Raw genomic sequence first — 22,932 nt, 5'->3', positions numbered from 1 at the left:
CGTACGAGAAGGAAGAGTTGGCCAAGTGAGCAGCCCCGAGGTCCAGGCGGCCGAGACGGATGTGGCGATCATCGGCATGGCCGGGCGTTTCCCCGGCGCCGACGACCTGGACTCCTTCTGGCGTCTCCTGCGCGACGGCCGTGAGGGCATCACCCGGTTCAGCCCCGGGGAACTGGCGGCGGCCGGCGTCCCCTCCCGGCTGCTGGCCGACCCCGCCTACGTGCCGGCGCACGGCGTCATCCCCGGCGTCGACCTGTTCGACACCGGGTACTTCGAGTTCACCCCGGCCGAAGCCGCCATGACCGACCCGCAGCACCGGATCATGCTGCAGACCGGGCACGCGGCCCTCGAGCACGCCGGCTACGACCCGGCCCGCTTCGACGGGCTGATCAGCGTCTACGCCGGCGCCGCCGTCAACACCTACCTCCAGCAGCAGGTCCTGCCGCACGTAGACCAGACGACCACCTCAAGCCACTTCGCGGTGATGGTCGGCAACGACAAGGACTACCTGGCCACCCGGCTGTCCTACAAGCTCGACCTCAAGGGCCCGAGCTACACCGTGCAGACCGCCTGCTCCACCTCGCTGGTCGCCCTCCACCTGGCCTGCCAGGGCCTGATCAACGGCGAGTGCGACATGGCCCTGGCCGGCGGCGTCACCGTCAAACTGCCGCAGGTCAAGGGCTACTTGTACGAGGAGGGCGCCATCCTGTCCCGGGACGGGCACGTGCGCGCCTTCGACGCCGACGCCAGCGGCACCGTCCTTGGCAACGGCGTGGGCGTCGTCGTGCTGAAGCCGCTGCGGGACGCCCTCGCCGACCGGGACACCGTCCACGCCGTCATCAAGGGCACGGCCACCAACAACGACGGGAGCGGCAAGGTCAGTTTCGCAGCCCCCGGCGCGGCCGGGCAGAGCGCCGTCATCCGCGAGGCGCACACCGTCTCCGGCGTCGACCCGCGCACCATCGGCTACGTCGAGGCCCACGGCACCGCCACCCGGCTCGGCGACCCCGTCGAGATCTCCGCGCTCACCAAGGCGTTCCGCGAGAGCACCCCCGACACCGGCTTCTGCGCGATCGGATCGGTGAAGTCCAACGTCGGCCACCTCGACGCCGCCGCGGGCGTCGCCGGCGTCATCAAGACGGCGCTGATGATGAAGCACCGCACCCTGGTGCCGACCGTCAACCACCGCACGCCCAACCCGGCCGTCGACTTCGCCGCGAGCCCCTTCAAGGTCAGCACCGGCACCACCCCGTGGACCGGGGACGGCCCGCTGCGCGCGGGCGTCAGCTCCTTCGGCATCGGCGGCACCAACGCGCACGCCGTGCTGGAGGAGGCCCCGCCCGCGCCCGCCACCGGCGGCTCGCGCCCCCAGCAGGTCCTGGTCGTCTCCGCCCGCACGCCGACCGCCCTGCGCACCGCGGCCGGCGACCTGGCCGACCACCTGGAGCGCGACGACCGGGCGGCCCTCGCCGACGTCGCCTACACCCTGGCGGTCGGGCGCCGCGCCCACGAGTACCGGCTCGCCGTCACCGGCTCCGACCGCGCCGCCCTCGCCGACGCGCTGCGCGGCGCCGAGGCGCCCGAACGGCCCGCCACCGGCGAGATCTCCTTCGTCTTCGCCAAGGAGGTCCCCGACGCGGCCGCGCTCGCCGAGCGGTGGTGCGCCGCAGACCCCGCCTTCGCCGTGCACCACGCCACCGCCGTGACCGCCGGAGCGCTCGACCACGGCGCCCGGGGCGCCGCCTTCGCCGTGCAGTACGCGCTCGGCAGGCTGTGGCTGGACCTCGGGCTGCGGCCCGTCGCCGTCCACGGCGACGGGCTCGCCGCCCATGTCGCCGCGTGCGTCACCGGCGCGCTGACGCCCGCCGAGGCGGTGGCCGCCCTCGGCCGCCCCGACGCAGCGGCGCCGCGTCCGGCCCGGGGCCGCGACCGGATCGCGCTGCGCGGCGCGGCGGACGAGGTGCGCGGGGCCGCCCTCGGCATCGCCGACGGACCGTGGGACGCGGTCGCCCGTGCCTGGCAGGCCGGCGCCGACGTCGACTGGGCCGCCTGGTTCGCGGGCGAGGAGCGCGGCCGGGTGCCGCTGCCGACCTACCCGTTCGAAGGCCGGCGCTGCTGGCTGACCGGACCCGACGGCGCCGGCGCCGGGCAGCCCGCGGCACCGGGCCCGCACCCCCTGCTCGACGAGAACGTCTCCACCCTCGACACCCTCGCCTACCGCACCACCCGGACCGGCGAGGAGTACTACCTCGCCGACCACCGGGTCCAGGGCGAACCCGTCATGCCCGCCGTCGCGCACCTGGAACTCGCCCGTGCGGCGGGGGAGTTGTCGCTCGGCACGGCCGTCCGTCTGCACGGCGTCTCCTTCGAGCGGCTGCTGAGCCACGCCGCCGGAGAGCGCACCTCCCTGATCTCGCTGTGGCGCGAGGACGACGCCGTCGGGTTCGAGATCACCGGGGACGACACCGTGTACGCGGCCGGCGGCATCGAGCCGGGCCCGGCCGAACGGCCCGCCCCGGCCGACCTCGCGGCGGCGGCCGCCCGCTGCACCGAGACGCTCGCGCACCCCCAGTGCTACGACGCGCTGCGCGGCCTCGGACTCGACTACGGCCCCCGGATGCGCGCCCTCGCCGAGGTCCGGATGGGCGACGGGGAGGCGCTGGCCACCCTCGAACTGCCCGACGGCGCCGCGCTCGACGGCGCGGTCCTCAACCCCGCGCTCCTCGACGGCGCCCTGCACGCCCTGGTGCTGCTGCTCGCCCGTTCCTACGGCGCCGCCGCCGAGGGGTTCCTGCCGCTGGCCCTCGCCGGGCTGACCGTGCACGCCCCCGTCGACGGGGCCTGCCGGGCGCTGGTCACCACCCGCCGGCTGGGCGAGCGGTCGGCGCACGCCGACCTGACCCTGACCGACGCCGACGGCGCCGTCCTCGCCCGGCTGACCGACCTGGCCGTACGGGTGCTCGGCGCCACGGGTCAGGCGCCCGCGGGCGGACCCGCCGAACCGGGTGAGCAGGCCCTGCTGGTGCGCCGCTGGACCGACGCGCCGGCCGAGCCCGCCGGCGCCCCGGCCGGCGCCACCGGCGTCGTCCTCGCCGCGACCGCCGCCCGCCGTGAGCGGCTCACCGCCGCCCTGACCGGCTGTGGCGTCGGCGAGGTGACCGCGCCGGAGACCGGGACCGCGCCGGAGACCGGGACCGCGCCGGAGACCGGGACCGCGCCGGAGACCGGGACCGCGCCGGAGACCGGGACCGGGCCGGAGACCGGGACCGGCCTGGCCGACGGGGCCGTACCGGACGTGCTGCTGGCGGACGAGCCCACGGCCGAGGAAGCGCTCGGCCTGGTCCAGCGGCTGCTGCGGGCCCGGCCCGGCCGGCCCGTGCGCGTCCTGCTGCTGCACCGGCACGAGGCCGGCGGCGCACGGCCCGAGCGCGCCGCGCTGGGCGCCTTCGCCCGGACCGTACGGGCCGAGAACCCGCTGCTCGCAGTGCAGGCCGTGGGACTCGCCCAGGGCGTCGACGAGACGGCCGCGCTCGCGGCCGAGCTGGCCGGCGACGGCCGCGACCCCGAGGTCGCCCACACCACCGGCGGCCGCCGCGTGCCCCGGCCCGCGCCCGCCCCGGCCGCCGAACCGGCCGCCGTCCGCGACGGCGGCGTGTACGTCGTCTCCGGCGGCGCGGGCGGACTCGGCCGTGCCGTGGCGGACTGGATCCTCGCCCGCGCCGACGCCCGCGTGGTGCTGCTCGGCCGCGGCGAGCGGCCGCCGGCCGCACTCGGCGACCGCCTCTCCTACCGCACCGCGGACGTCTCCGACCCGGCGGCCGTCAAGCGCGTGCTGGCGGCGATCCGCACGGAGATGGGCCCCGTCAAGGGCGTCGTCCACGCGGCCGGCGTGCTGCGCGACGGCTTCGCCCTGACCAAGTCCGCCGACGACTTCGCCGCCGTCCTCGCGCCCAAGGTGAGCGGCGTGCGCGCGCTGGACGCCGCCACCGCCGACGACCCGCTGGACTTCTTCGTCGCCTTCTCCTCGATCGCCGCCCACATCGGCAGCGCCGGCCAGACCGACTACGCGTACGCCAACGCCTACCTCGACGCCTACGCCGAACACCACCCGCGGATCACCTCGGTCGCCTGGCCCATGTGGGCCGGGGGCGGCATGCGGCAGACCGCCGAGGCCGCCGCGGACATCGCCGCGCGCACCGGCTTCGGCGTCCTGCCCACCGGCGCCGGCCTCGCCCTGTTCGAGCGGGTCCTCGGCGTGCCCGGCGCGTTCGTCGCCGCGCACGGCGACCTGGAGAGGATCGACGGCGCGCTGTCGGAACGCGCCCCCGCCGTACGCGTCCCGGCCACCGCCGAGGCCACCGGCGCCCCCGGCGGCGCGGAGCCGCGCGCCCTGGCCGTCGCACTGCTGCGCACCCTGATCGCCGCCGAGACCGGCCTGGACCCGGCCGAACTCGGCGAGGACGACCCGTTCGAGCGCCACGGCATCGACTCGCTGACGATCACCAAGCTCAACCGCGAACTGGGCAAGCGGTTCGACCGGCTGTCCAAGACCCTCTTCTTCGAGTACGCCACCCTCGGCGAGCTCGCCGGCTACTTCGCCGAGCACCACGGCGCCGAACTGCGCGGGACCGCCGGGGCCGGGGAGACCGGCGGGACCGCCGCCGCACCGTCGCCGGCCGCCTCCCAGGCCGGCACGCCGCCGCGCCCCTCCCGTACGGCCCGCACCGCCCGCACGGCGCACGGCGCACGGAGCGCCGCACCCTCGTCGCCGCCGGAGGAGGACGGCGACGCGATCGCGGTCATCGGCATCGCCGGCCGCTACCCCCTGGCGGACGACCTCCAGGAGTTCTGGGCCAACCTGACGCAGGCCCGGGACTGCGTCACCGAGATCCCCGCCGACCGCTGGGACCACACCCGCTGGTACGACCCGGACCCGGCCGCGCCCGGCCGCGCGCACACCCGCTGGGGCGGCTTCCTGCGCGACGTCGACCGCTTCGACCCGCTGTTCTTCGGCATCTCCCCGCGCCAGGCGGAGCTGATGGACCCCCAGGAACGGCTGTTCCTGCAGAACGCCTGGCACGTCATGGAGGACGCCGGCTACCGCCGCGCCGACCTGGCGGGCCGTCCGGTCGGCGTGTACGTCGGCGTGATGTACGGCGAGTACCAGTTCCACGGCGCCCTGGACGCGCTGCGCGGCGGCCGCCCGCTGACCGGCTCGTCGTTCGCGACCATCGCCAACCGGGTCAGCCACGCCCTGAACCTCTCCGGCCCGAGCATGGCGCTCGACACCATGTGCTCCTCCTCGCTGACCGCGATCCACCTGGCCTGCGAGAGCCTGCGCCGGGGCGAGAGCGAACTCGCCCTCGCCGGCGGCGTCAACGTCTCCGTCCACCCCTACAAGTACGCCTTCCTCAGCCAGGGCCGCTTCCTCTCCTCCGACGGCCGCTGCCGCGCCTTCGGCGCCGGCGGCGACGGCTACGTGCCCGGCGAGGGCGTCGGCGCCGTGCTGCTCAAGCCGTACCGGCGCGCCCTGGCCGACGGCGACCGCGTCCACGGCCTCATCCTCGGCAGCGCCGTCAACCACGGCGCCCGGACCAACGGCTACACCGTGCCCAGCCCGCACGCCCAGCAGCGCGCCGTCACCGCCGCCATGGCGCAGGCCGGCGTCGCACCGGACGGCATCGGCTACGTCGAGGCCCACGGCACCGGAACCGCGCTCGGCGACCCGATCGAGCTGACCGGGCTCGGCCACGCCTACCGCGGCGCCGGGGCCGGGCCCGGCACCTGGCCGATCGGCTCGGTGAAGTCCAACGTGGGCCACCTGGAGTCCGCCGCCGGCATGGCCGGACTCACCAAGGTGCTGCTCCAGTTCGCCCACCGCACGCTGGTGCCCTCGCTGCACGCCGAGGAGCTGAACCCCAACATCGACTTCGAGCGCTCCCCGTTCCGCGTCCAGCGCGACCTGGCGGACTGGCCCGCCGACGCGGACACCCCGCGCCGCGCCGGCCTCAGCTCCTTCGGCGCCGGCGGCTCCAACGCCCACCTCGTCCTCCAGGAGTCGCCGCGCCCGGACCCGACGGCCGACGCGCCCGCCGCACGGCAGCACACCGGCGAGCCGGTGGCCTTCGTCCTGTCCGCCCGGGACGGCGAGCGGCTGCGCGCCCACGCCGAACGCGCCGCCCGCTTCCTGGAGACCGAGCGGGTGCCGCTCGCCGATCTGTGCTTCACCAGCCAGACCGGCCGCGAGGCCATGGACGCGCGCTTCGCCGTGGTAGCCACGGACGGCGAGGCGATCGTCGCCGCGCTGCGCCGCTGCGCCGGCGGGGAACCCCAGGCCGGGATCACCGACGAAGGTCCGCTCGGCGAACTGGCCCGCCGCTGGCTGACCGGCGCCGACGTGGACTGGCGGGCCTGGCACGCCGGCCGGCCGGGCCCCGCCCCGCGCCGGACCCGCGCGCCGCTCTACCCGTTCGCCCCCGAGCGCTACTGGATCCCGCTCGACCCGGACCTCGGCACGTCCGCGCCGCACCCGCTGGTCGACGCCAACGAGTCGACCGTGGACGAGGTCCGCTTCGCCAAGAGGCTGCGGCCCGGCGACCCGCTGCTGCGCGACCACGTCGTCGGGGGCCGGCGCGTGCTGGCCGGCGCCGCGACGCTGGAGTTCGTCCGCGCCGCCGCCCACCTCGCCCGGCCGGGCGTACGGCACGACCTGCGCGAGGTGGTGTGGGGCCGCGCGGTGGAGGTCGCGGAGGGCGAGCGGACGGTGTACGTGTCCTTCCGGCCGGAAGGCGACGCCCTGCTCTTCGAGGTGTACGGCGAAGACGGCGGCGAACGCAGCGCCCACGCCCGCGGCCGCGCCGTCCCCGCCCCGGCCGCCGCGCCCGCCGCGGCGGAGGACCTCGACGCGCTGCGCGCCCGGCTGCCCGTCCTGCGCGACCGGGCCGGCGCCTACGCCGACTACACGGCCGCCGGGTTCGGCTACGGCCCCTCCTTCCAGGTCATCGACGAGATCCGCACCGGGTCCGGCGAGGCCCTGGTCCGGCTCGACGCCGGCGCCGGCGGCCCGGCCACCGAGGTGCCCCCGGCGCTCCTCGACGGCGCCCTGCGGGCCTGCCACTGGGCCGGCCGCACCAGCGCGCCCCGCGCGGGCGAACTCGCGGTGCCCTTCAGCCTCGGCGCGCTCGACGTGCGCGCCCCGCTGCCGCCAGTCTGCCTCGCGCACGCCCGGCGGACGGGGGAGGCGGCCGGGGCCGGCCGCTTCGACCTGACCGTCTACGACGAGCGGGGCCGGGTCCTCGCCGAGCTGCGCGACTTCGCGGGCCGCACGCCGGCGCCCGCCTCCGTGCCTGTGCCCGTGCCCGCGCCCGCCTCCGCGTCCACGTCCGCCTCCGTGCCCGCCTCCGTGCCCGCGTCCGGGTCCCTGTCCGTGCCCGCGCCCGCCACCGTGCCCGGGACCACGGGCGAGGCGTCCGAGGCCGCCCCGGTGACGGGCGCCGCCGTGCCCGCGGGCGGCTCGGCGCTCCTCTACGAGCCGTACTGGCAGGACGCCGGCGAACCCGCGCAGGGGAGTGCCGCCGACACCCTCGCCGTCCTCGGCCGGCACCCCGAACTGGAGGCGGCCCTCGCCGCGACCGGGGTGTGGCGCCGGGTGGTCAACGTGCCCGAGGACCCCGGCGCCCTCGCCGACGCCCTCGCCGGGCTCGCCCATCCCGACGGCCTCGACCTGGTTGTCGCGGGGGGCCTGACCGCCCCCGCCCCGGCGGCGGACGCGGGGGACCCGGCCGGCCTGCTCGACCGGGTCTGCGGCACGGCGCTCCAAGTGCTCGGAGCCGCCCGGTCCGACGACCTGCCCGGCCGTGTGCGCCTGCTCGTACTCCACCCCCAGGACGGCGGCCACGACCGGCCGGAGTGGGCCGCCCTGGCCGGGTTCGCCCGGTCGACGGCGCCCACCGCGCCCCGCCTGGAACTGCTCACCCTGGGCGTCGACCCGGCCCTCGCCGCCGACGCGGCCGCCGAGGCCGTCGCCGCCGAACTGCGCGCCGTGCCCCGCACGGCCGGGCTCGAGGCGCGCCGCACGGCGAACGGCGCCCGTCAGGTCCGCGCCCTGCGGCCGGTACGCCCGACCGGCGCCGCCGAACCGCCGCTGCGCGACGGCGGCGTCTACGTCGTCACCGGGGGCGGCGGGGCCATCGGCCGGGTCCTCGCCGAGCACCTGGCCCGCACCCACGCGGCCCGGCTGGTGCTGATCGGCCGCTCCGAGCCGGACGACGCCGCGCGCGACCTGCACCGCACGCTCGCCGGGCTCGGCGCCGAGGTGCTCGCCCTGCGCGCCGACGTGGCCCGCCACGGCGAACTGGCCGCAGCCCTGGCCGCCGCCCGCGACCGCTTCGGGGCCCCGCACGGTGTGTTCCACCTGGCCGGGGTCGCCGACGAGGGCCGCGCCGACCCCGCCGACCGGGAGCGGTTCGCCCGGGTGCTCGCGGCCAAGACCCACGGCCTGGTCCACCTCGACCGGCTCACCCGCGACGACGACCTCGACTGCTTCGTGGTGTTCTCCTCCGTCTCCTCCGTCATCGGCGACTTCGGCGCGGCCAGCTACGCCACGGCCAACCGGTTCGCCGACCTGTACACGGGCCTGCGCGACGGCTGGACGCGGCAGGGGCTCCGGCACGGCCGCAGCCTCTCCCTGGCCTGGCCGCTGTGGGCCGTCGGCGGAGTCGACGGGCTGGTCCGGGAACAGGAGCTGGCCGCCTACGCCCGCCGCACCGGCATGCGGCCGCTGGACGCCGCACAGGGCACCGCCCTGCTCGACAGCGCCCTGCGCGCCGGCGCCGCGTGGCTGGTCCCCGCCTGGGGCGAGCCGGCCGCCGTCGACGCGGCCCTCACCGGCGCCACCCCGGCCGCGGCCACCCCGGCCGCGGCCGCCACGGCCGCACCCGCCACGGCCGCACCCGCCACGGCCGCCCCCGACCGGAACACCGCCGCCGCCTCCGCCACGGACACCCCGCCCGCGACGGCCGGTGACGCCCCGGCCGCACCGGCGCGGCCCGCCGCGGACGACCGCGTGCGCGCCCGGCTCGTCGAGCATCTGCGCACCGCCCTGGCCGGAGTGCTGAAGCTGCCCGTGGGACGGCTCGACAGCCGGATCCCGCTCGACGACTACGGCATGGACTCGGTGCTCGTCATGGAGTCCAACTCCCTGCTCGGCAGGGACTTCCCCGGTCTGCGCGGCACCGTGTTCTTCGAGTGCCGCACCCTCGACGAGCTGGCCGACCACGTCCTGGCCGAACACGCCGACGCCGTGGCCCGCCTCTTCCCGGCCGACATCCCGGCCGACATCGCGACCGACGTCGCGGCCGACACCGGCGGTGGCGCCGGCGGTACCACCGGAACCGCCGCCGTCACCGCGCCCGCGCCGTCCGCCACCGTGCCCGCCCCGGCGCCCGGGTCCCGGCCCGGGCAGGCCGCCCCGGTGCCCTCCGCGGACGAGCCGATCGCCGTCGTCGGCATCAGCGGGCGCTACCCCAAGGCCCGCGACCTGGACGAGTTCTGGCGCAACCTCGCCGAGGGACGCGACTGCGTCACCGAGGTGCCGGCCGGCCGCTGGGACGCCGACGCCCTGTTCGACCCGGACCCCGACGCACCCGGCCGCAGCTACGCCCGCTGGGGCGGCTTCCTGGACGACGTCGACAGTTTCGACTCGCTGTTCTTCCGGATCTCACCCAAGCAGGCCCGCACCATGGACCCGCAGGAACGGCTGTTCCTGGAGACCGCCTGGTCCGCGCTGGAGAACGCCGGCTACCCGCCCTCCCGCATCCCCGCGCCGCGCTTCGGCGGCCAGGGACACGACGTCGGCGTGTTCGTCGGCGTGATGTGGGACGACTACGCCGTTCTCGCCGCCACCGAGTCGGCGCGCGGCAACCACCAGGTGGTGCTCGCCAACCGTGCCTCCATCGCCAACCAGGTCTCCTACTTCGGCGACTTCCGCGGCCCCAGCGTGGTCGTGGACACCGCCTGCTCGGCGTCGCTCGTCGCCGTCCACCAGGCCTGCGAGAGCATCCGCCGCGGCGAGTGCTCGTACGCCCTCGCCGGCGGGGTGAACGTCTCCGTCCACCCGGACAAGTACGTCCACCTCAGCCACCGAAAGATGCTGTCCACCGACGGCCGGTGCCGGGCCTTCGGCGCCGGCGGCAGCGGTTACGTGCCCGGCGAGGGGGTCGGCGCGGTGCTGCTCAAACGGCTGTCGGACGCCGTGCGCGACGGCGACACCGTGCACGCCGTGATCCGTGCCACCGCCGTCAACCACGGCGGCCGCACCAGCGGCTTCACCGTGCCCAACCCGCAGGCCCAGCAGGCCCTGATCGAACAGGCCCTGGCCGCCGCCGGCATCGACGCGCGCACCGTCGGCTGCGTCGAGGCCCACGGCACCGGCACGTCGCTCGGCGACCCGATCGAGCACACCGCGCTCGCGCGGGCCTTCGCCCGGGACACCGCCGACACCGGCTTCTGCGCGCTCGGCTCGGTGAAGTCCGCCATCGGCCACCTGGAGGGGGCCGCGGGCATCGCCGGGCTCACCAAGGCCGTGCTCCAGCTCCGCAACGGCACCCTGCTGCCCACGCTGCTCGCCGAGGAGACCAACCCCGTCATCGACTTCACCCGCTCGCCGTTCACCGTGCAGCGCGAGACGAGGCCCTGGCCCAGGCCGTACGACGCCGACGGCCGCCCGCTGCCGCGCCGCGCCGCCGTCAGCTCCTTCGGCGCGGGCGGCACCAACGCCCACGTCGTCGTGGAGGAGTACCTCGCCCCCGAGCCCGCCGACGCCGGGGCCGCCGACGCCGGGCCCGGGACGCCCGGCCTGATCGTGCTCTCCGCCCGCGACGAGACCCGGCTGCGCGCCTACGCGGCCGAGATGGGCCGCGCCCTGGACGCCGCAGCGCGGGCCGACCAGGGCGCGCCGCGCCTCGCCGACGTGTCCCACACCCTGCGCACCGGCCGCGAACCGCTGCCCGAGCGGCTGGCGTTCGTCGCCGCCGACCTCGCCGACGCGGCGGCCGCGCTCACCGCCTTCGGGCGCGGCGAGGACGACCAGAGGCTCCACCGCGGCCGGGTCGAGCAGCACCCGGCGCTCGCCGGACTGCTGACCGAGACCGTCGGCGGCGACGACTTCCTGGCCGCCCAGATCCGCGCCGGGGGAGACGACCTGCTGGCCCGGCTGTGGGTGTCCGGCGTCACCGTCGACTGGGAGCTGGTCGACCGGATGCGCCCCGGCACACCCCGCCGGGTGCCGCTGCCGACCTACCCGTTCGAGCGCGTACGGCACTGGCTGGACACCGGCCCCGCGACACCGGCCGCGGCGCCCGCGGCCGGCACGGCGGCCCCCGCCCGGACCCGGGTGCCCGCCCCGCGCGACCCCGCGCCGGCGGCGGCACCGGACGCACCGGCCCCGGCGGCCGCGCCGGCCCCCGCCGCGTCCCGCGTGTGGCGGCGGCGGCTCACCGCGGACCAGCCCGTGCTGCGCGACCACGTCGTCGGCGGCCGGCCCGTCCTGCCGGGCACCGGCCACCTCGACCTCGTGGCCGAGGCGCACGGCGCGCTGACCGGCCGGGCCCTGACGGACGTGCGCTGGGTGGCCCCGCTGACCCTGCCGGGTTCCGGCGGCGAAGTGTCGGCGGCCCTCGACGGCGACGGGTACGAGGTGCGCGGCCCGGACGGCGCGGTCCGGTCCCGGGGCCGGGTCGGCGTCGCCCAGGACGCACCCGGCGCCCTCGACGTGGCCGGGCTGCGCGCCCGCCTCGACGCGGGCCCGGACGGGGACGCCTTCTACCGCCTGCTGGAGGACCTGGGCCTGCCGTACGGCCCGTTCTTCCGCAGGGTCCGCGAGGTGTGGACCGGCGACGAGGAGGTGCTCGGCCGGATCGGCGCCGTCGACGGCGACGTGTCCCACGCCCTGCACCCGGGCGTCCTCGACGCCGCCCTGCACACCGTCGCCGCCCTGATGGCCCGTCAGGGCCGGGGCAGGACGATGCTGCCCTTCGCGGCCGACCGCGTCGACGTCCTCGGCCCCGTCCCGCGGACCGGCTGGTCCCACGTCCGCCGGACCGGCGCGGACCGCTACGACGTCCTGCTCTGCGACGACTCCGGCGCCGCCCGCGTCCGGTTCACCGGCCTGGCCTACCGGGAGGCCAGGGAGCCCGCGGTGGTCGTGCACCGGCCCGTGTGGACCGCCCGGCCCGCCGACGGGCGGGCCGAACCCGCCCGGAACGTGCTGCTGGTCGCCGAGCGGCCGGACACCGGCCTCGCCGCGGACCTCGCCGCCGCCCACACCGGTGCGGAGGTACGCCGGCTGGCGCTCGGCGCCGACGGCCTGGCCGACGCCGAGCTGGACCGCGCCCTGCGCGGGTCCGCACCGGACCTGGTCTACTTCCTCGGCGCCGAGGCGGGCGCCGGCCGCGAGCCCGCCGGCCGGCCCGGACTGCGGGCCCTGATCGACCGCTCGGTCCTCGCCCTGCACCGCCTGGTGCGGGCCCTGGACCGGCACGGCGTCCTCGCCCGGCCGCTGCGGCTGAAGGTCGTCACCGCCGACGTGCACCCGCTGGAGGCGGGCGACGCCTCCGCCCCGTGGGCCGCCGGCCTCGGGGGACTGGCGTCCGTGGCGGCCAAGGAGTACCCGAACCTGCGGGTCGCGCTGGTCGACGTGCGCTCCGCCGAGGCCCGGGACACCGCGCGGGCGGTCGTGGCCGAGCCGTTCCCGGCCCGCCCGGCCCCGGTGTCGATCCGGTCCGGCGTACGCCGGGTCCGCACCCTGGAACGCGTCGAACTGCCCGGCGCCGCGGCGGCCCCGCTCCGGCAGGGCGGTGTCTACCTCGTCGTCGGCGGTCTCGGAGCCGTCGGCCGGGACACCTGCCGGCATCTAGCCCGCGCCTACGGGGCGAAGCTGGTCGTGGTCGGCCGCTCCCCGCTGGACGAGACGCGCCGGCGCGTCGTCGCCGAACTGGAGAAGGACGGCGCCGAGGTGCGCCACCTCGCCCTGGACGCCGGCGACCCGGCCGCGCTCGCCGGGGCCGTCCGGCTGGCCCGGCAGGAGTTCGGCGCCCTGCACGGCGTGTTCCACGCGGCGATGGTGCTGGTCAACCGGGAGCTGCGCGAGCTGTCCGAACCGGAGCTGCGCAGCGCCGTGGAGTCCAAGACGGACACCGCCTTCGCGCTGCTGGACGCGGTGCGCGGGGAGCCGCTGGACTTCGTGCTCTTCTACTCCTCGGGCGTGGCCTTCGAGGCCAACCACGGCCAGGCGGGCTACGCGGCCGGCTGCGCCTTCGCCGACGCCTACGCCCTGCACGCCGGGCGGACGCTGCCCTTCCCGGTGCGGGTGCTGAACCTCGGGTACTGGCACGCGGGCGGTGACGCCGAACGCGAGCGGGTGCTGCGCCGGTTCGAGGCGGCCGGCATCCGGCCGCTCACCGCCGAGCGCGGCATGACCGTGGTGGAGCGCGCGCTGGCGGCGGGCCTGCCGCAGGTGTTCGCGCTGGACGCCGAGCGGCACATCCTGGACAGCCTGGGCATCGACCCGGACCGCACCCTGACCGTGCTGCCCGGGCCGCCCGGCGGCGGCCCCGGCCCGCTGCCCGAGATCCGCTTCACGGGCCTGACCGGCGCCGACGGCGCCGAACTGGCCGCCCACCAGCGCGCGGTGGAGCTGCTGGAGGGCCTCGCGCACCGGCTGCTGGCCTCGGCACTGCGCCGGGCCGGCCTGTTCGAGCTGTTCACGCCCGGCGGCCGGGCGCCCGGCCACGCGGAACTCGCCGCCGGACTGGGCGTCGTACCGGAGCACCTGGCGCTGTTCGAGGCCCAGCTCGCCATCCTGGTGACCGCGGGCCTGCTGAGCGCCGACGCCGACGGCGGCCTGCGACCGACGGACCGCGCGGCGGAGGACGACGCGGTTCCGGCGGCGGCGCTGCGGGAGCTGACGGACCGGCACCCGGCCCTCGCCCCGATCGGCTCGCTGCTGCGGGACTGCCTGGCCGCACTGCCCGAGGTGCTCACCGGCCGCCGCTCGGCGATGGACGTCCTCTTCCCCGACGGCTCCGCCGAACGCGTGGCCGCCGTGTACCGGGGCGACCCGGTCACCGACCGCTGCAACGCCGAGGTGGCGCGGCTCGTCACCGAGCGGGTACGGGCCCTCCTGGCCGCCGGGGCCGGCCGCCCGGTGCGGATCCTGGAGGTGGGCGCGGGAACCGGCGGGACCACCGCGACCGTGCTGGCCGCGCTCGCCCCGTACGCCGGCTCCGTCGAGTACGTCTTCACGGACGTCTCCCCGGCCTTCGTGCGCAAGGCCCGGGCCCGGTTCGGCGCCGCCCACCCCTTCGCCCGCTTCGAGGTGCTCGACATCGAGGCCGGCGCCGAGGAGCAGGGCGTCGGGCCCGGCGCGTACGACGTGGTGCTCGGCACGAACGTCTTCCACGCCACGCAGCGGCTGGCCGGCACGCTGCTGCGGGCCAAGGCGTTGCTGCGGCGCGGCGGGGTCCTGCTGCTGGTCGAGGGCACCCGCCCCCGGGACCAGCTCGCGCTGGTCTTCGGACTGATCCCCGGCTGGTGGCTGTTCGCCGACCCCGAGCAGCGGCTGCCCCGCTCGCCGCTGGCGAGCGAGCGCCAGTGGCGGGACGCGCTGGCCGGCTGCGGGTTCACCGGCATCGCCGCGGCCGCGCCGGCCACGGAGGCCGGCCCGGCCTTCCAGAGCGTCATCGCCGCCGTCAGCGACGGCCTGGTCCCCGTGCCCCGGACCCCGGCCGCCCCGGCGGCGGGGCGGACCGCCGGCGACCCGGTGCCGGAGCCCGCACGGACGCCCGCGCCCGCGCTCGCGGCCGGACGGGCCGGCGTCGACGACGAGCTCCGCAAGGTGACCGAGGTGTTCGCCCGGGTGCTCGAACTCGCCCCGGACCGGATCGACCCGGACCTCACCTTCGAGAACTACGGGGTGGACTCGCTCGTCGTGCTGGAACTGACCCGGGCACTGGAGGGCGTGTACGGCCCCCAGCCGGCGACGCTGCTCTTCGAGCGCATCACCGTCCGGCGCCTGGCCGAGCACTTCCACACCCTGGCGACGAAGGACACCGGCCCGGCACCACAACCGACCGCCGGCCCGGCACCGGAGCGGACCGCCGAGCCGGCACCGGAGCGGACCGCCGACCCGGGTCCGACGCGGACCGCCGAGCCGGCACCGGAGCGGACCGCCGAGCCGGCACCGGAGCGGACCGCCGGCCCGGCACCGGAGCGGACCGCGGACCCGGAGGCCGGGGCCGGGGCCCGGTCCGCTGAGCCGGCCGCCGCCGGGGTCCGGCCGGTCCCGGCGCCCGCCGGGACCGCCGCCCACGGCTCCGCCCCGGTTCCCGGGCCGGGCACCGCCCCGGCCGACGACGCCGGGCGTCTGGTCGAGGGCCTGTCCGACGCGGCCGTGGACGAGCTGCTGGCCGTACTGCTCGCGGAGCGCGGGAAGTTCGAAGGAGACGGACGATGACTGCCGAGCCGTTCACTTGCGTCGTGATCGGCGAGGAGACCCTCCTCGTCGAGTGCACGAGACTGCTCCTGGCCCGGGGGCACACGGTGGCCGCCGTGGTGTCCCCGTCGGCCGAGCTGCTCGCCTGGGCCGAGGGCGAGGGCCTGCCCGCCGTGCGGTTCGGCCCGGACCTCGCCGAGCGGCTGGCCCCGCTGCGCTTCGACCACCTGTTCAGCATCGCCAACCTGCGGATGCTGCCCGAGGAGGTGCTGGCGCTGCCCACCGGGCTGCCGGTGAACTTCCACGACGGTCCGCTGCCCCGGCACGCCGGTCTGTTCGCCACGAGCTGGGCCATCCTCGAGGGCGACAAGCAGCACGGCGTGACCTGGCACGTGATGGACCGCGAGGCGGACACGGGCGACGTGCTCAAGCGGCGCGCGGTGCCCGTCGACCAGGACGCCACCGCGCACGACCTGGACGTCGCCTGCTTCGAGGCGGGCATCGAGTCCTTCGCCGAACTGGTCGACGAACTCGCCGCCGGCACGGCCACCCGCACCCCGCAGGACCTCGGCCTGCGGACCTACCACGGCCGCTACGACGGACTGCCGCGCGCCGGCGTCTTCGACTGGCGCCAGCCCGCCGCCGAGCTGGACGCTCTGGTGCGGGCCACCTCGTTCGGGCGCCGCCGCAACGACTTCGGCACCGCGCTGCTCGCCCTCGGCGGTGAGCCGGTCGCCGTACGCGGCGTGGAGGTCACCGGCCGGGCCTCCACCGCCGCGCCCGGCACGGTGGTCGGCTCCGGGCCCGACGCCCTCACCGTCGCCACCGGCGACCGGGACGTCCGCCTCACCGACCTCGCGAGCCTGTCAGGCGAACGGCTGGACCCCGTCGCGCTCGCCGGGACCCTGGCCCGCGACCACGACGGCCGCTTCCCGCACCTGCCCGACGCCGCCGCGGCCGAGCTGGCCGGGGCCGCCCGCGCCGCGCACCGCCAGGAGCGGCACTGGCTGCGGCTGCTGCGCTCGCTGGAGCCCGTGCTGCCGCCCCGGTTGGGCGCCCTGGCCGAGCAGGCGCGCCCGGCCGGCCCCGTGCCGCTGCCCGGGAGACTCGCCCGCCACGGGGCCGCGCCCGAGCGGCTCGCGTTCGCCGCGGTCCTGGCCTTCCTCGCCCGGCTCTCCCGCGGCGGCGAACAGGACATCGCCGTCTCCGTACCGGCCGCCGGGGGAGCGGCGGCCGGACTGCTGGCCCCCGAGGTGCCCCTGCGCGTCCCGCACGGTCCGCTGGAGGGCACCCTCGACGACCTCACCGGCCGGGCCGGGGCCGAACTGGACCGGATCCGGGCCCGTGCGCCGTACCGCCGCGACGTGCCGCTGCGCCACCCCGAGCTGGCCGGCGCCGCCCGCGCCGGGCTGCCCGTCGCCGTGGCCCTGCCCGACGCGCCGGAAGGGCCCGCCCGCCACCCGCTGACCGTCCGGATCGACGCCGAGGGCTCGGTGCGCTTCGACGGCACCGAGCTGACGGATCGTCAGTCGAGGTGGCTCAGCGAGCACTTCGCGCTGTTCCTGGACGGCGCGGCGGCCGAACCGCGGCGTCCGCTCGGCTCCGTCGGCCTGCTGACGCCCCGGGAAGAGGAACTGGTGCTGCGGGGGTGGAACGACACCGCCGCCGGCTATCCGCGCGAGAGCACCGTCAGCCGGCTCGTCGGCGACCTCGCCTGCGCCGCCCCGGACGCCGTCGCCGTACGCTCCGGGGACCGCGAGCTGACCTACGCGGAACTGGACGCGGCCGCCGACCGGCTGGCCCGGCACCTGGCAGGGCTCGGCGCCGGACCCGGGACCGTGGTCGGCGTCCTCCTGGAGCGCTCGGCGGAGCTGCCGGTCAGCCTGCTCGCCGTGATGCGCAGCGGCGCCGCCTACGTGCCGATCGACCCCATCTACCCGGCCGCCCGCATCGGCCACATGCTGACCGACTCCCACGCCGCCCTCGTCCTCACCGACGAGGCCCTGCGGGGCACCCTCGCCGGGTTCCCGGTCACCCCCGTCGTGGTGCCCGAGGTCCTGGCCGGGGCCGCGGGCGGCACGGACGGGACCGCGCCGTTCGACCGGTCCGACCCCGGCGCACCCGCCTACGTCATCTACACCTCCGGCTCCACCGGGACGCCCAAGGGCGTCCAGGTCGGCCACCGGGCGCTGGTCAACTTCCTGTGGACCATGGCCCGCACCCCCGGCTTCGGCTCCACCGACTCGCTGCTCGCCGTCACCACCGTCTGCTTCGACATCGCCGGCCTAGAGCTGTACCTGCCGCTGGTGCGCGGCGGCACCGTGGAGGTGCTGTCCGCCGCCGTCGCCGCCGACGGCTTCGCCCTGCGCGAGCGCCTGGAGCGGTCCGCGCCCACCGTCCTGCAGGCCACCCCGACCACCTGGCAGATGCTGCTGACCGCCGGCTGGCGGGGCGACCCGGCCCTGCGCGCCCTGTGCGGCGGCGAGCCGCTGCCCGGCGAACTCGCCGACCGGCTCGCCCCGCTCGTCGGCGCCCTGCACAACATGTACGGGCCGACCGAGACGACGATCTGGTCCACCGCCGACCGGGTGCGCCCCGGCGAGCCCGTCACCATCGGACGCCCCGTCGGCAACACCCGCTGCCATGTGCTCGACGAGCGGGGCCGGCCGGTCCCGCCCGGTGTCCCCGGCGAGCTGTACCTGTCCGGCGACGGCGTCGCCGACGGCTACCTCGGCCGCCCGGAACTGACCGCCGAACGCTTCGTGACCGCGCCCGAGGGCGGCGCCGGCCGGGCCTACCGCACCGGCGACCTGGTGCGGTACCTGCCCGACGGGCGCCTGGAGTACCTGGAGCGCATCGACGGCCAGGTCAAGCTCAACGGCTACCGCATCGAACTCGGCGAGGTCGAGTCCGCGCTGCGGCGCGCCGACGGCGTCACCGCCGCCGTCGCCGTCGTGCGCGAGGACCGGCCGGGCGAGCGCCGCCTGGCCGCCTACGTCACCGGCTCCGGCGCCCCGGCCCCGGACGAGCTGCGCGCCGGACTGCGCGAGGCGCTGCCCGCCTACATGGTCCCGGCCGACGTCGTCGCCCTGCCCGAACTGCCCCTCACCCCGAACGGCAAGGTCGACCGGGCGGCGCTGCCACGGCCGGGCGGCGCCCGGGTCGCCGGGAGCGGGGCCGCCGCCCGCACCGACCTGGAACGCCGCATCGCCGGCGTCTGGTGCGAGGTGCTGGGCCTCGACGAGGTCGGCGCGGAGGACAACTTCTTCGACGCGGGCGGCGACTCGCTGCGCCTGACCTCCGTCGTCGCCGCGCTGCGCGAGCGGCTCGGCCTGCGGGTCACCCGCCTCGACATGTTCGGCCACCCGACCGTGCGGGCCATGGCCGCGCACGCCGGGCAGGACGCCGGCGCCGGCGCCGGCGTGCGCCGGCCCCGCCGCTCCCGGGACGCCGGCGCGCTCGCCCGGCGCCGCGACCGCAGGCAGCGCCCGTGACGACCGGCCGCCGCACCGCACCGACCGCACACACCGCACAGCCGTATCCGACGGGTTCCACAGGGGGTTCCGTGTCCAGCTGCACCGTCTGCTCACTCAAGGCCGACCACCCCGGGGTGGTGCTCGACGACCAGGGGGTGTGCAACCTGTGCAACCTGGACTTCGCGTCGGACCTCCTCGTCAACTACCGCTACACCAGCGAGGTGTTCACCGAGTTCCAGCAGGCGAAGGCCGCCCCCGGCGAGTACGACTGCCTGTTCATGTACAGCGGCGGCAAGGACAGCACGTACATGCTGGACAAGTTCGCCAACGAGTACGGCAAACGGGTGCTGGCCTTCACCTTCGACGTGCCGTTCGAGAGCGTGCACGCCGCCCAGAACATCGCGCTCGCCCGGGAGAAGATCCCGGCGACGTTCGTCCTCGACGCCGACGACGACAACATCAAGCTGATGATGCGCGAGGTGTTCAACCGGCCCGCGCCCAAGAAGCCGGGCAAGTACCTCGACGAGAAGCTGCCCTGCGTCTCCTGCCGCACCTTCTTCGTGCTCCGCGCCATCCTCATGGCCTACCGGCAGAAGATCCCCTACATCGCGCTGTGCGCCGACCCGCAGCAGATCCTCACCATGGAGTCCAACGTCCGCGAGATCGTCCGCGACTTCTACCGGACCTTCGGGGAGCGGCTCACCGACACCCTCTTCGGCGGGCAGCTGGAGGAACTGCTCTTCGACGACGACGAGAACCTGCCGAAGATCGTCTTCCCGTTCATCGCGATGCGCCACGACTACGACCCCGACGCGATCGTCGAGGAACTGCGCGCCAAGGGCCTGTACGAGTCCTCGCCGATGGAGACCCACTGCACCCTGTTCCCGCTCCTGAACTACTACTCGTTCAAGAACTACGACTGCATGTTCTACAAGCTCAACGCGGCCAGCCACGTGCGGTCCGTCAAGCGCAACGCCTCCTACGACCGCAACACCTTCAGCATCAAGTTCCCCCGCTCGCTCGACCTCGCGGACGTCGAGGAGCGGCTCGGCGCCGTGGTCCGGGAGATCGCCGCCGGCGAGGGCGACCGCGACGAGCACGAACGCACCCTGATCGACCTGTTCCAGCGCATGGACGCGGGCGAGGACGCCGCCCGCTTCGTCGCCAGGAGCTTCCTCGACATGCGGTCCGTCGCCGCGGACCTCGGCATACAGCTCGGCTGAGACACCAGCAGCAACAGGAGACAACCACCATGACCCCTTCCGACTCCGACATCGCCATCGTCGGCATGGCCTGCCGGTTCCCCGGCGCGGACTCCGTCGAGCGGTTCTGGGACGTGCTCAGCGAGGGCCGCGAGACCCTGACCCGCTACACCGACGAGGAACTGCTCGCCGCCGGCGTGCCCGCCGAACGGCTGGCCGACCCCCGCTACGTCCGCGCCGCCCAGACCGTCGAGGGCACGGACCTGTTCGACTCCGAGCTGTTCCAGTTCACCCACGACGAGGCCGAGATCCTCGACCCGCAGCACCGGGTCTTCCTGGAGTGCGCCCTCGAGGCCCTGCAGCGGGCCGGCTACGACCCCGCGCGCACCGACGGGCACATCGGCGTCTACGCGGGCGCCGGCCTCAACACCTACCTGCTGCACAACCTCGGCGAGCGCTACCGGGCCGCGTCCACCGTCGACCACTACCGGCTGATGCTCGCCAACGACAAGGACTTCCTGGCCACCCGGGTCTCCTACAAGCTCGACCTGCGCGGCCCCAGCATGAGCGTCAACACCGCCTGCTCCACCTCCCTGGTGGCCGTGCACACCGCCTGCCTCGCCCTGCTCGGCGGCGAGTGCGACATGGCCCTCGTCGGCGCCGTGCACCTCGCCCCGCCGCGCCAGGGCTACCAGTACCAGGACGGCATGATCTTCTCCCCCGACGGCCACTGCCGCGCCTTCGACGCCGAGGCCAGGGGCACCGTCATCGGCAGCGGCGCGGGCGTCGTCGTGCTCAAGCGGCTGTCCGAGGCACTGGCCGACGGCGACTGGATCCACGCCGTCGTGAAGGGCTCCGCCGTCAACAACGACGGCTCCGGCAAGACCGGTTACACCGCGCCCAGCATCGCCGGGCAGGCCGAGGTCATCGCCGACGCCCAGGACGTCGCCGACGTCGGCCCGGAGAGCGTCGGCTACGTCGAGGCGCACGGCACCGGCACCCCGCTCGGCGACCCGATCGAGGTCGCCGCCCTCACCGAGGCGTTCCGGGAGGGCGGCGCGGAGCGCACCGGGTACTGCGCGCTCGGCTCGGTGAAGACCAACATCGGCCACCTCGACACCGCGGCCGGAATGGCCGGCCTGATCAAGACCGCGCTGATGCTGGAACACCGCACGCTGGTGCCGAGCCTGCACTACACCCGGCCCAACCCCGAGATCGACTTCGCGGCCGGCCCCTTCTACGTCAACACCTGCACCACCGACTGGAAGGCCGAGGGCGACCACCCGCTGCGGGCCGGCGTCAGCTCCTTCGGCATCGGCGGCACCAACGCCCACGTCGTCCTCGAGGAGCCGCCGGCCCGCGCCGAGGCCGCCCCCGGGCGCGACCCGGAGCTGCTGGTCCTCTCCGCCCGCTCCGCGAACTCCCTGAAGCAGTCCGCCGGAGCGCTCGCCCGCCACCTCAGGGCCCACCCCGGTCTCGACCTCGCCGCCGTCGCCCAGACCCTCGGTCTCGGCCGCCGCGCCCACCCGCACCGGCTCGCCGTGGTCGCCCGCGGCACCCGCGAGGCCGCCATGGCCCTCGCCCTCGGCGACGAGGAGCGCACCCGGCAGGGCGTAGCCGGGCCCGGCGACTCCGGCGCCGTGCTGCTGCTCACCGGCACCGGCGCCGACGCGGCGGACACCGCCGAGCTGTACGGCGCGGTGCCCGCCTACCGGGACGCCGCCGACGCCTGCGCCACCGCCCTCGGCCGGGCCGGCCGGGCCGGGGAGCTGCTCGCCGAAGCCGGCCCGCACGCCGCCTTCGCCCACGAGTACGCCCTGGCCACCGCCCTCACCGCCTGGGGCGTCGGCCCGGCCGGCCTCGCCGCGACCGGCGCCGGAACGGCCACCGCCGCCGCCCTTTCCGGGGCGCTCCCGCTCACCGCCGCCCTCGCCCTGGCCGCCGGCGCCCCGCCGGAGCGCGCCGAGGCGCCCCGCCTGCCCGTGGTCAGCCCGCGCACCGGCCGCTGGATGACCGAGGACGAGGCCCGCGACCCGGCGGCCTGGACCGCCCCGGCCGCCCTCGACGGACTGGACGCGCTGCTCGCGGACGGCGGCCGCTTCGCCCTGCCGCTCACCCCGCCGGACGGCGCCCCGGCCGGCCACGCCCACCTGCTCGGCGTCGCCGCCCAGGCGTGGACGCGGGGCGCCGCCCTCGACTTCGAGGCCGTCCACGCCGGCCGGGACGTCCACCGCGTGCCGCTGCCCACCCAGCCCTTCGAACGTCGCCGGCACTGGGTGGAGCCCGGCGGCCACGGCCCCGCCGCACCGGCCGGCCGGGACGACGACCGGCTGCTGCACCGGTTCGAACCGGACGACCCCGGGCACAACGTGGGACTCGTCACCGACTACCTCACCGGGGAGATCGGCAAGGTGCTCGGCGGCCGCGACCGCGCCGCCCTCGACACCAACCTCTTCGACCTGGGCCTGGACTCCCTGGTCCTGATCGAGGTCGTCGCCAAGCTCGGCGAGCAGCTCGACTTCGAGGTCCCGGCCACGGCCTTCGTCGAGTTCCCCACCATCCGCTCCTTCGTCGGCAACCTCGCCGAGCTGATGGGCCTCGCCCCGGCCACCGGCGGCGCCCAGGCCGCGCCGGCCGAACCGGCCCGTGTCTCCCGGCGCGCCCAGCGGGCCGCGGCCCGGGCCACGGACCGGGCCTGACCCCCGGCGGCCCCGGACGACCCGCACCGGCCGCCACCCCACCCGGCCCCCGGCGGCCCCGGCCC

At 76.9% G+C, this 22,932-nt stretch carries 4 protein-coding genes; all 4 read left to right on the top strand.

Annotated elements, in window-relative coordinates; all coding sequences use genetic code 11:
- Positions 1–25: 25 nt before the first annotated feature.
- The 4 genes from ACFQ9Z_RS08165 to ACFQ9Z_RS08150 all read left to right on the top strand — a co-directional run bounded on the left by ACFQ9Z_RS08165 (position 26) and on the right by ACFQ9Z_RS08150 (position 22,867).
- Positions 26–15,511: an SDR family NAD(P)-dependent oxidoreductase gene (locus ACFQ9Z_RS08165; protein ID WP_383012669.1), complete on the top strand. Its 15,486-nt coding sequence runs from the start codon at positions 26–28 to the stop codon at positions 15,509–15,511.
- Positions 15,508–18,984, top strand: coding sequence for an amino acid adenylation domain-containing protein (locus ACFQ9Z_RS08160; protein WP_383012666.1), 3,477 nt, complete (start codon positions 15,508–15,510; stop codon positions 18,982–18,984). The genes ACFQ9Z_RS08165 and ACFQ9Z_RS08160 overlap by 4 nt, the downstream gene beginning before the upstream one ends.
- 71 nt (positions 18,985–19,055) lie before the next feature.
- Positions 19,056–20,189 carry an OzmP gene (locus ACFQ9Z_RS08155; RefSeq protein ID WP_383012663.1) on the top strand — a complete coding sequence of 378 codons (1,134 nt, stop codon included), beginning with the start codon at positions 19,056–19,058 and terminating at the stop codon, positions 20,187–20,189.
- A gap of 29 nt (positions 20,190–20,218) precedes the next feature.
- Positions 20,219–22,867 (top strand): type I polyketide synthase, encoded by a 2,649-nt coding sequence (locus ACFQ9Z_RS08150; RefSeq protein WP_383012660.1) that lies wholly within the window; start codon positions 20,219–20,221, stop codon positions 22,865–22,867.
- The last annotated feature ends 65 nt before the right edge of the window (positions 22,868–22,932 follow it).

The sequence above is a fragment of the Streptomyces sp. NPDC056580 genome (assembly GCF_042793175.1).
Taxonomy (GTDB): Bacteria; Actinomycetota; Actinomycetes; order Streptomycetales; family Streptomycetaceae; genus Streptomyces.
Note: the sequence above shows the minus strand (reverse complement) of the source record. Positions and strands in the feature narration are given on the sequence as shown.

Bases quoted from the DNA above. Each gene is read 5' to 3' on its own strand.
- ACFQ9Z_RS08160 (WP_383012666.1), top strand. From the start codon at position 15,508: ATGACTGCCGAGCCGTTCACTTGCGTCGTGATCGGCGAGGAGACCCTC.
- ACFQ9Z_RS08150 (WP_383012660.1), top strand. From the start codon at position 20,219: ATGACCCCTTCCGACTCCGACATCGCCATCGTCGGCATGGCCTGCCGG.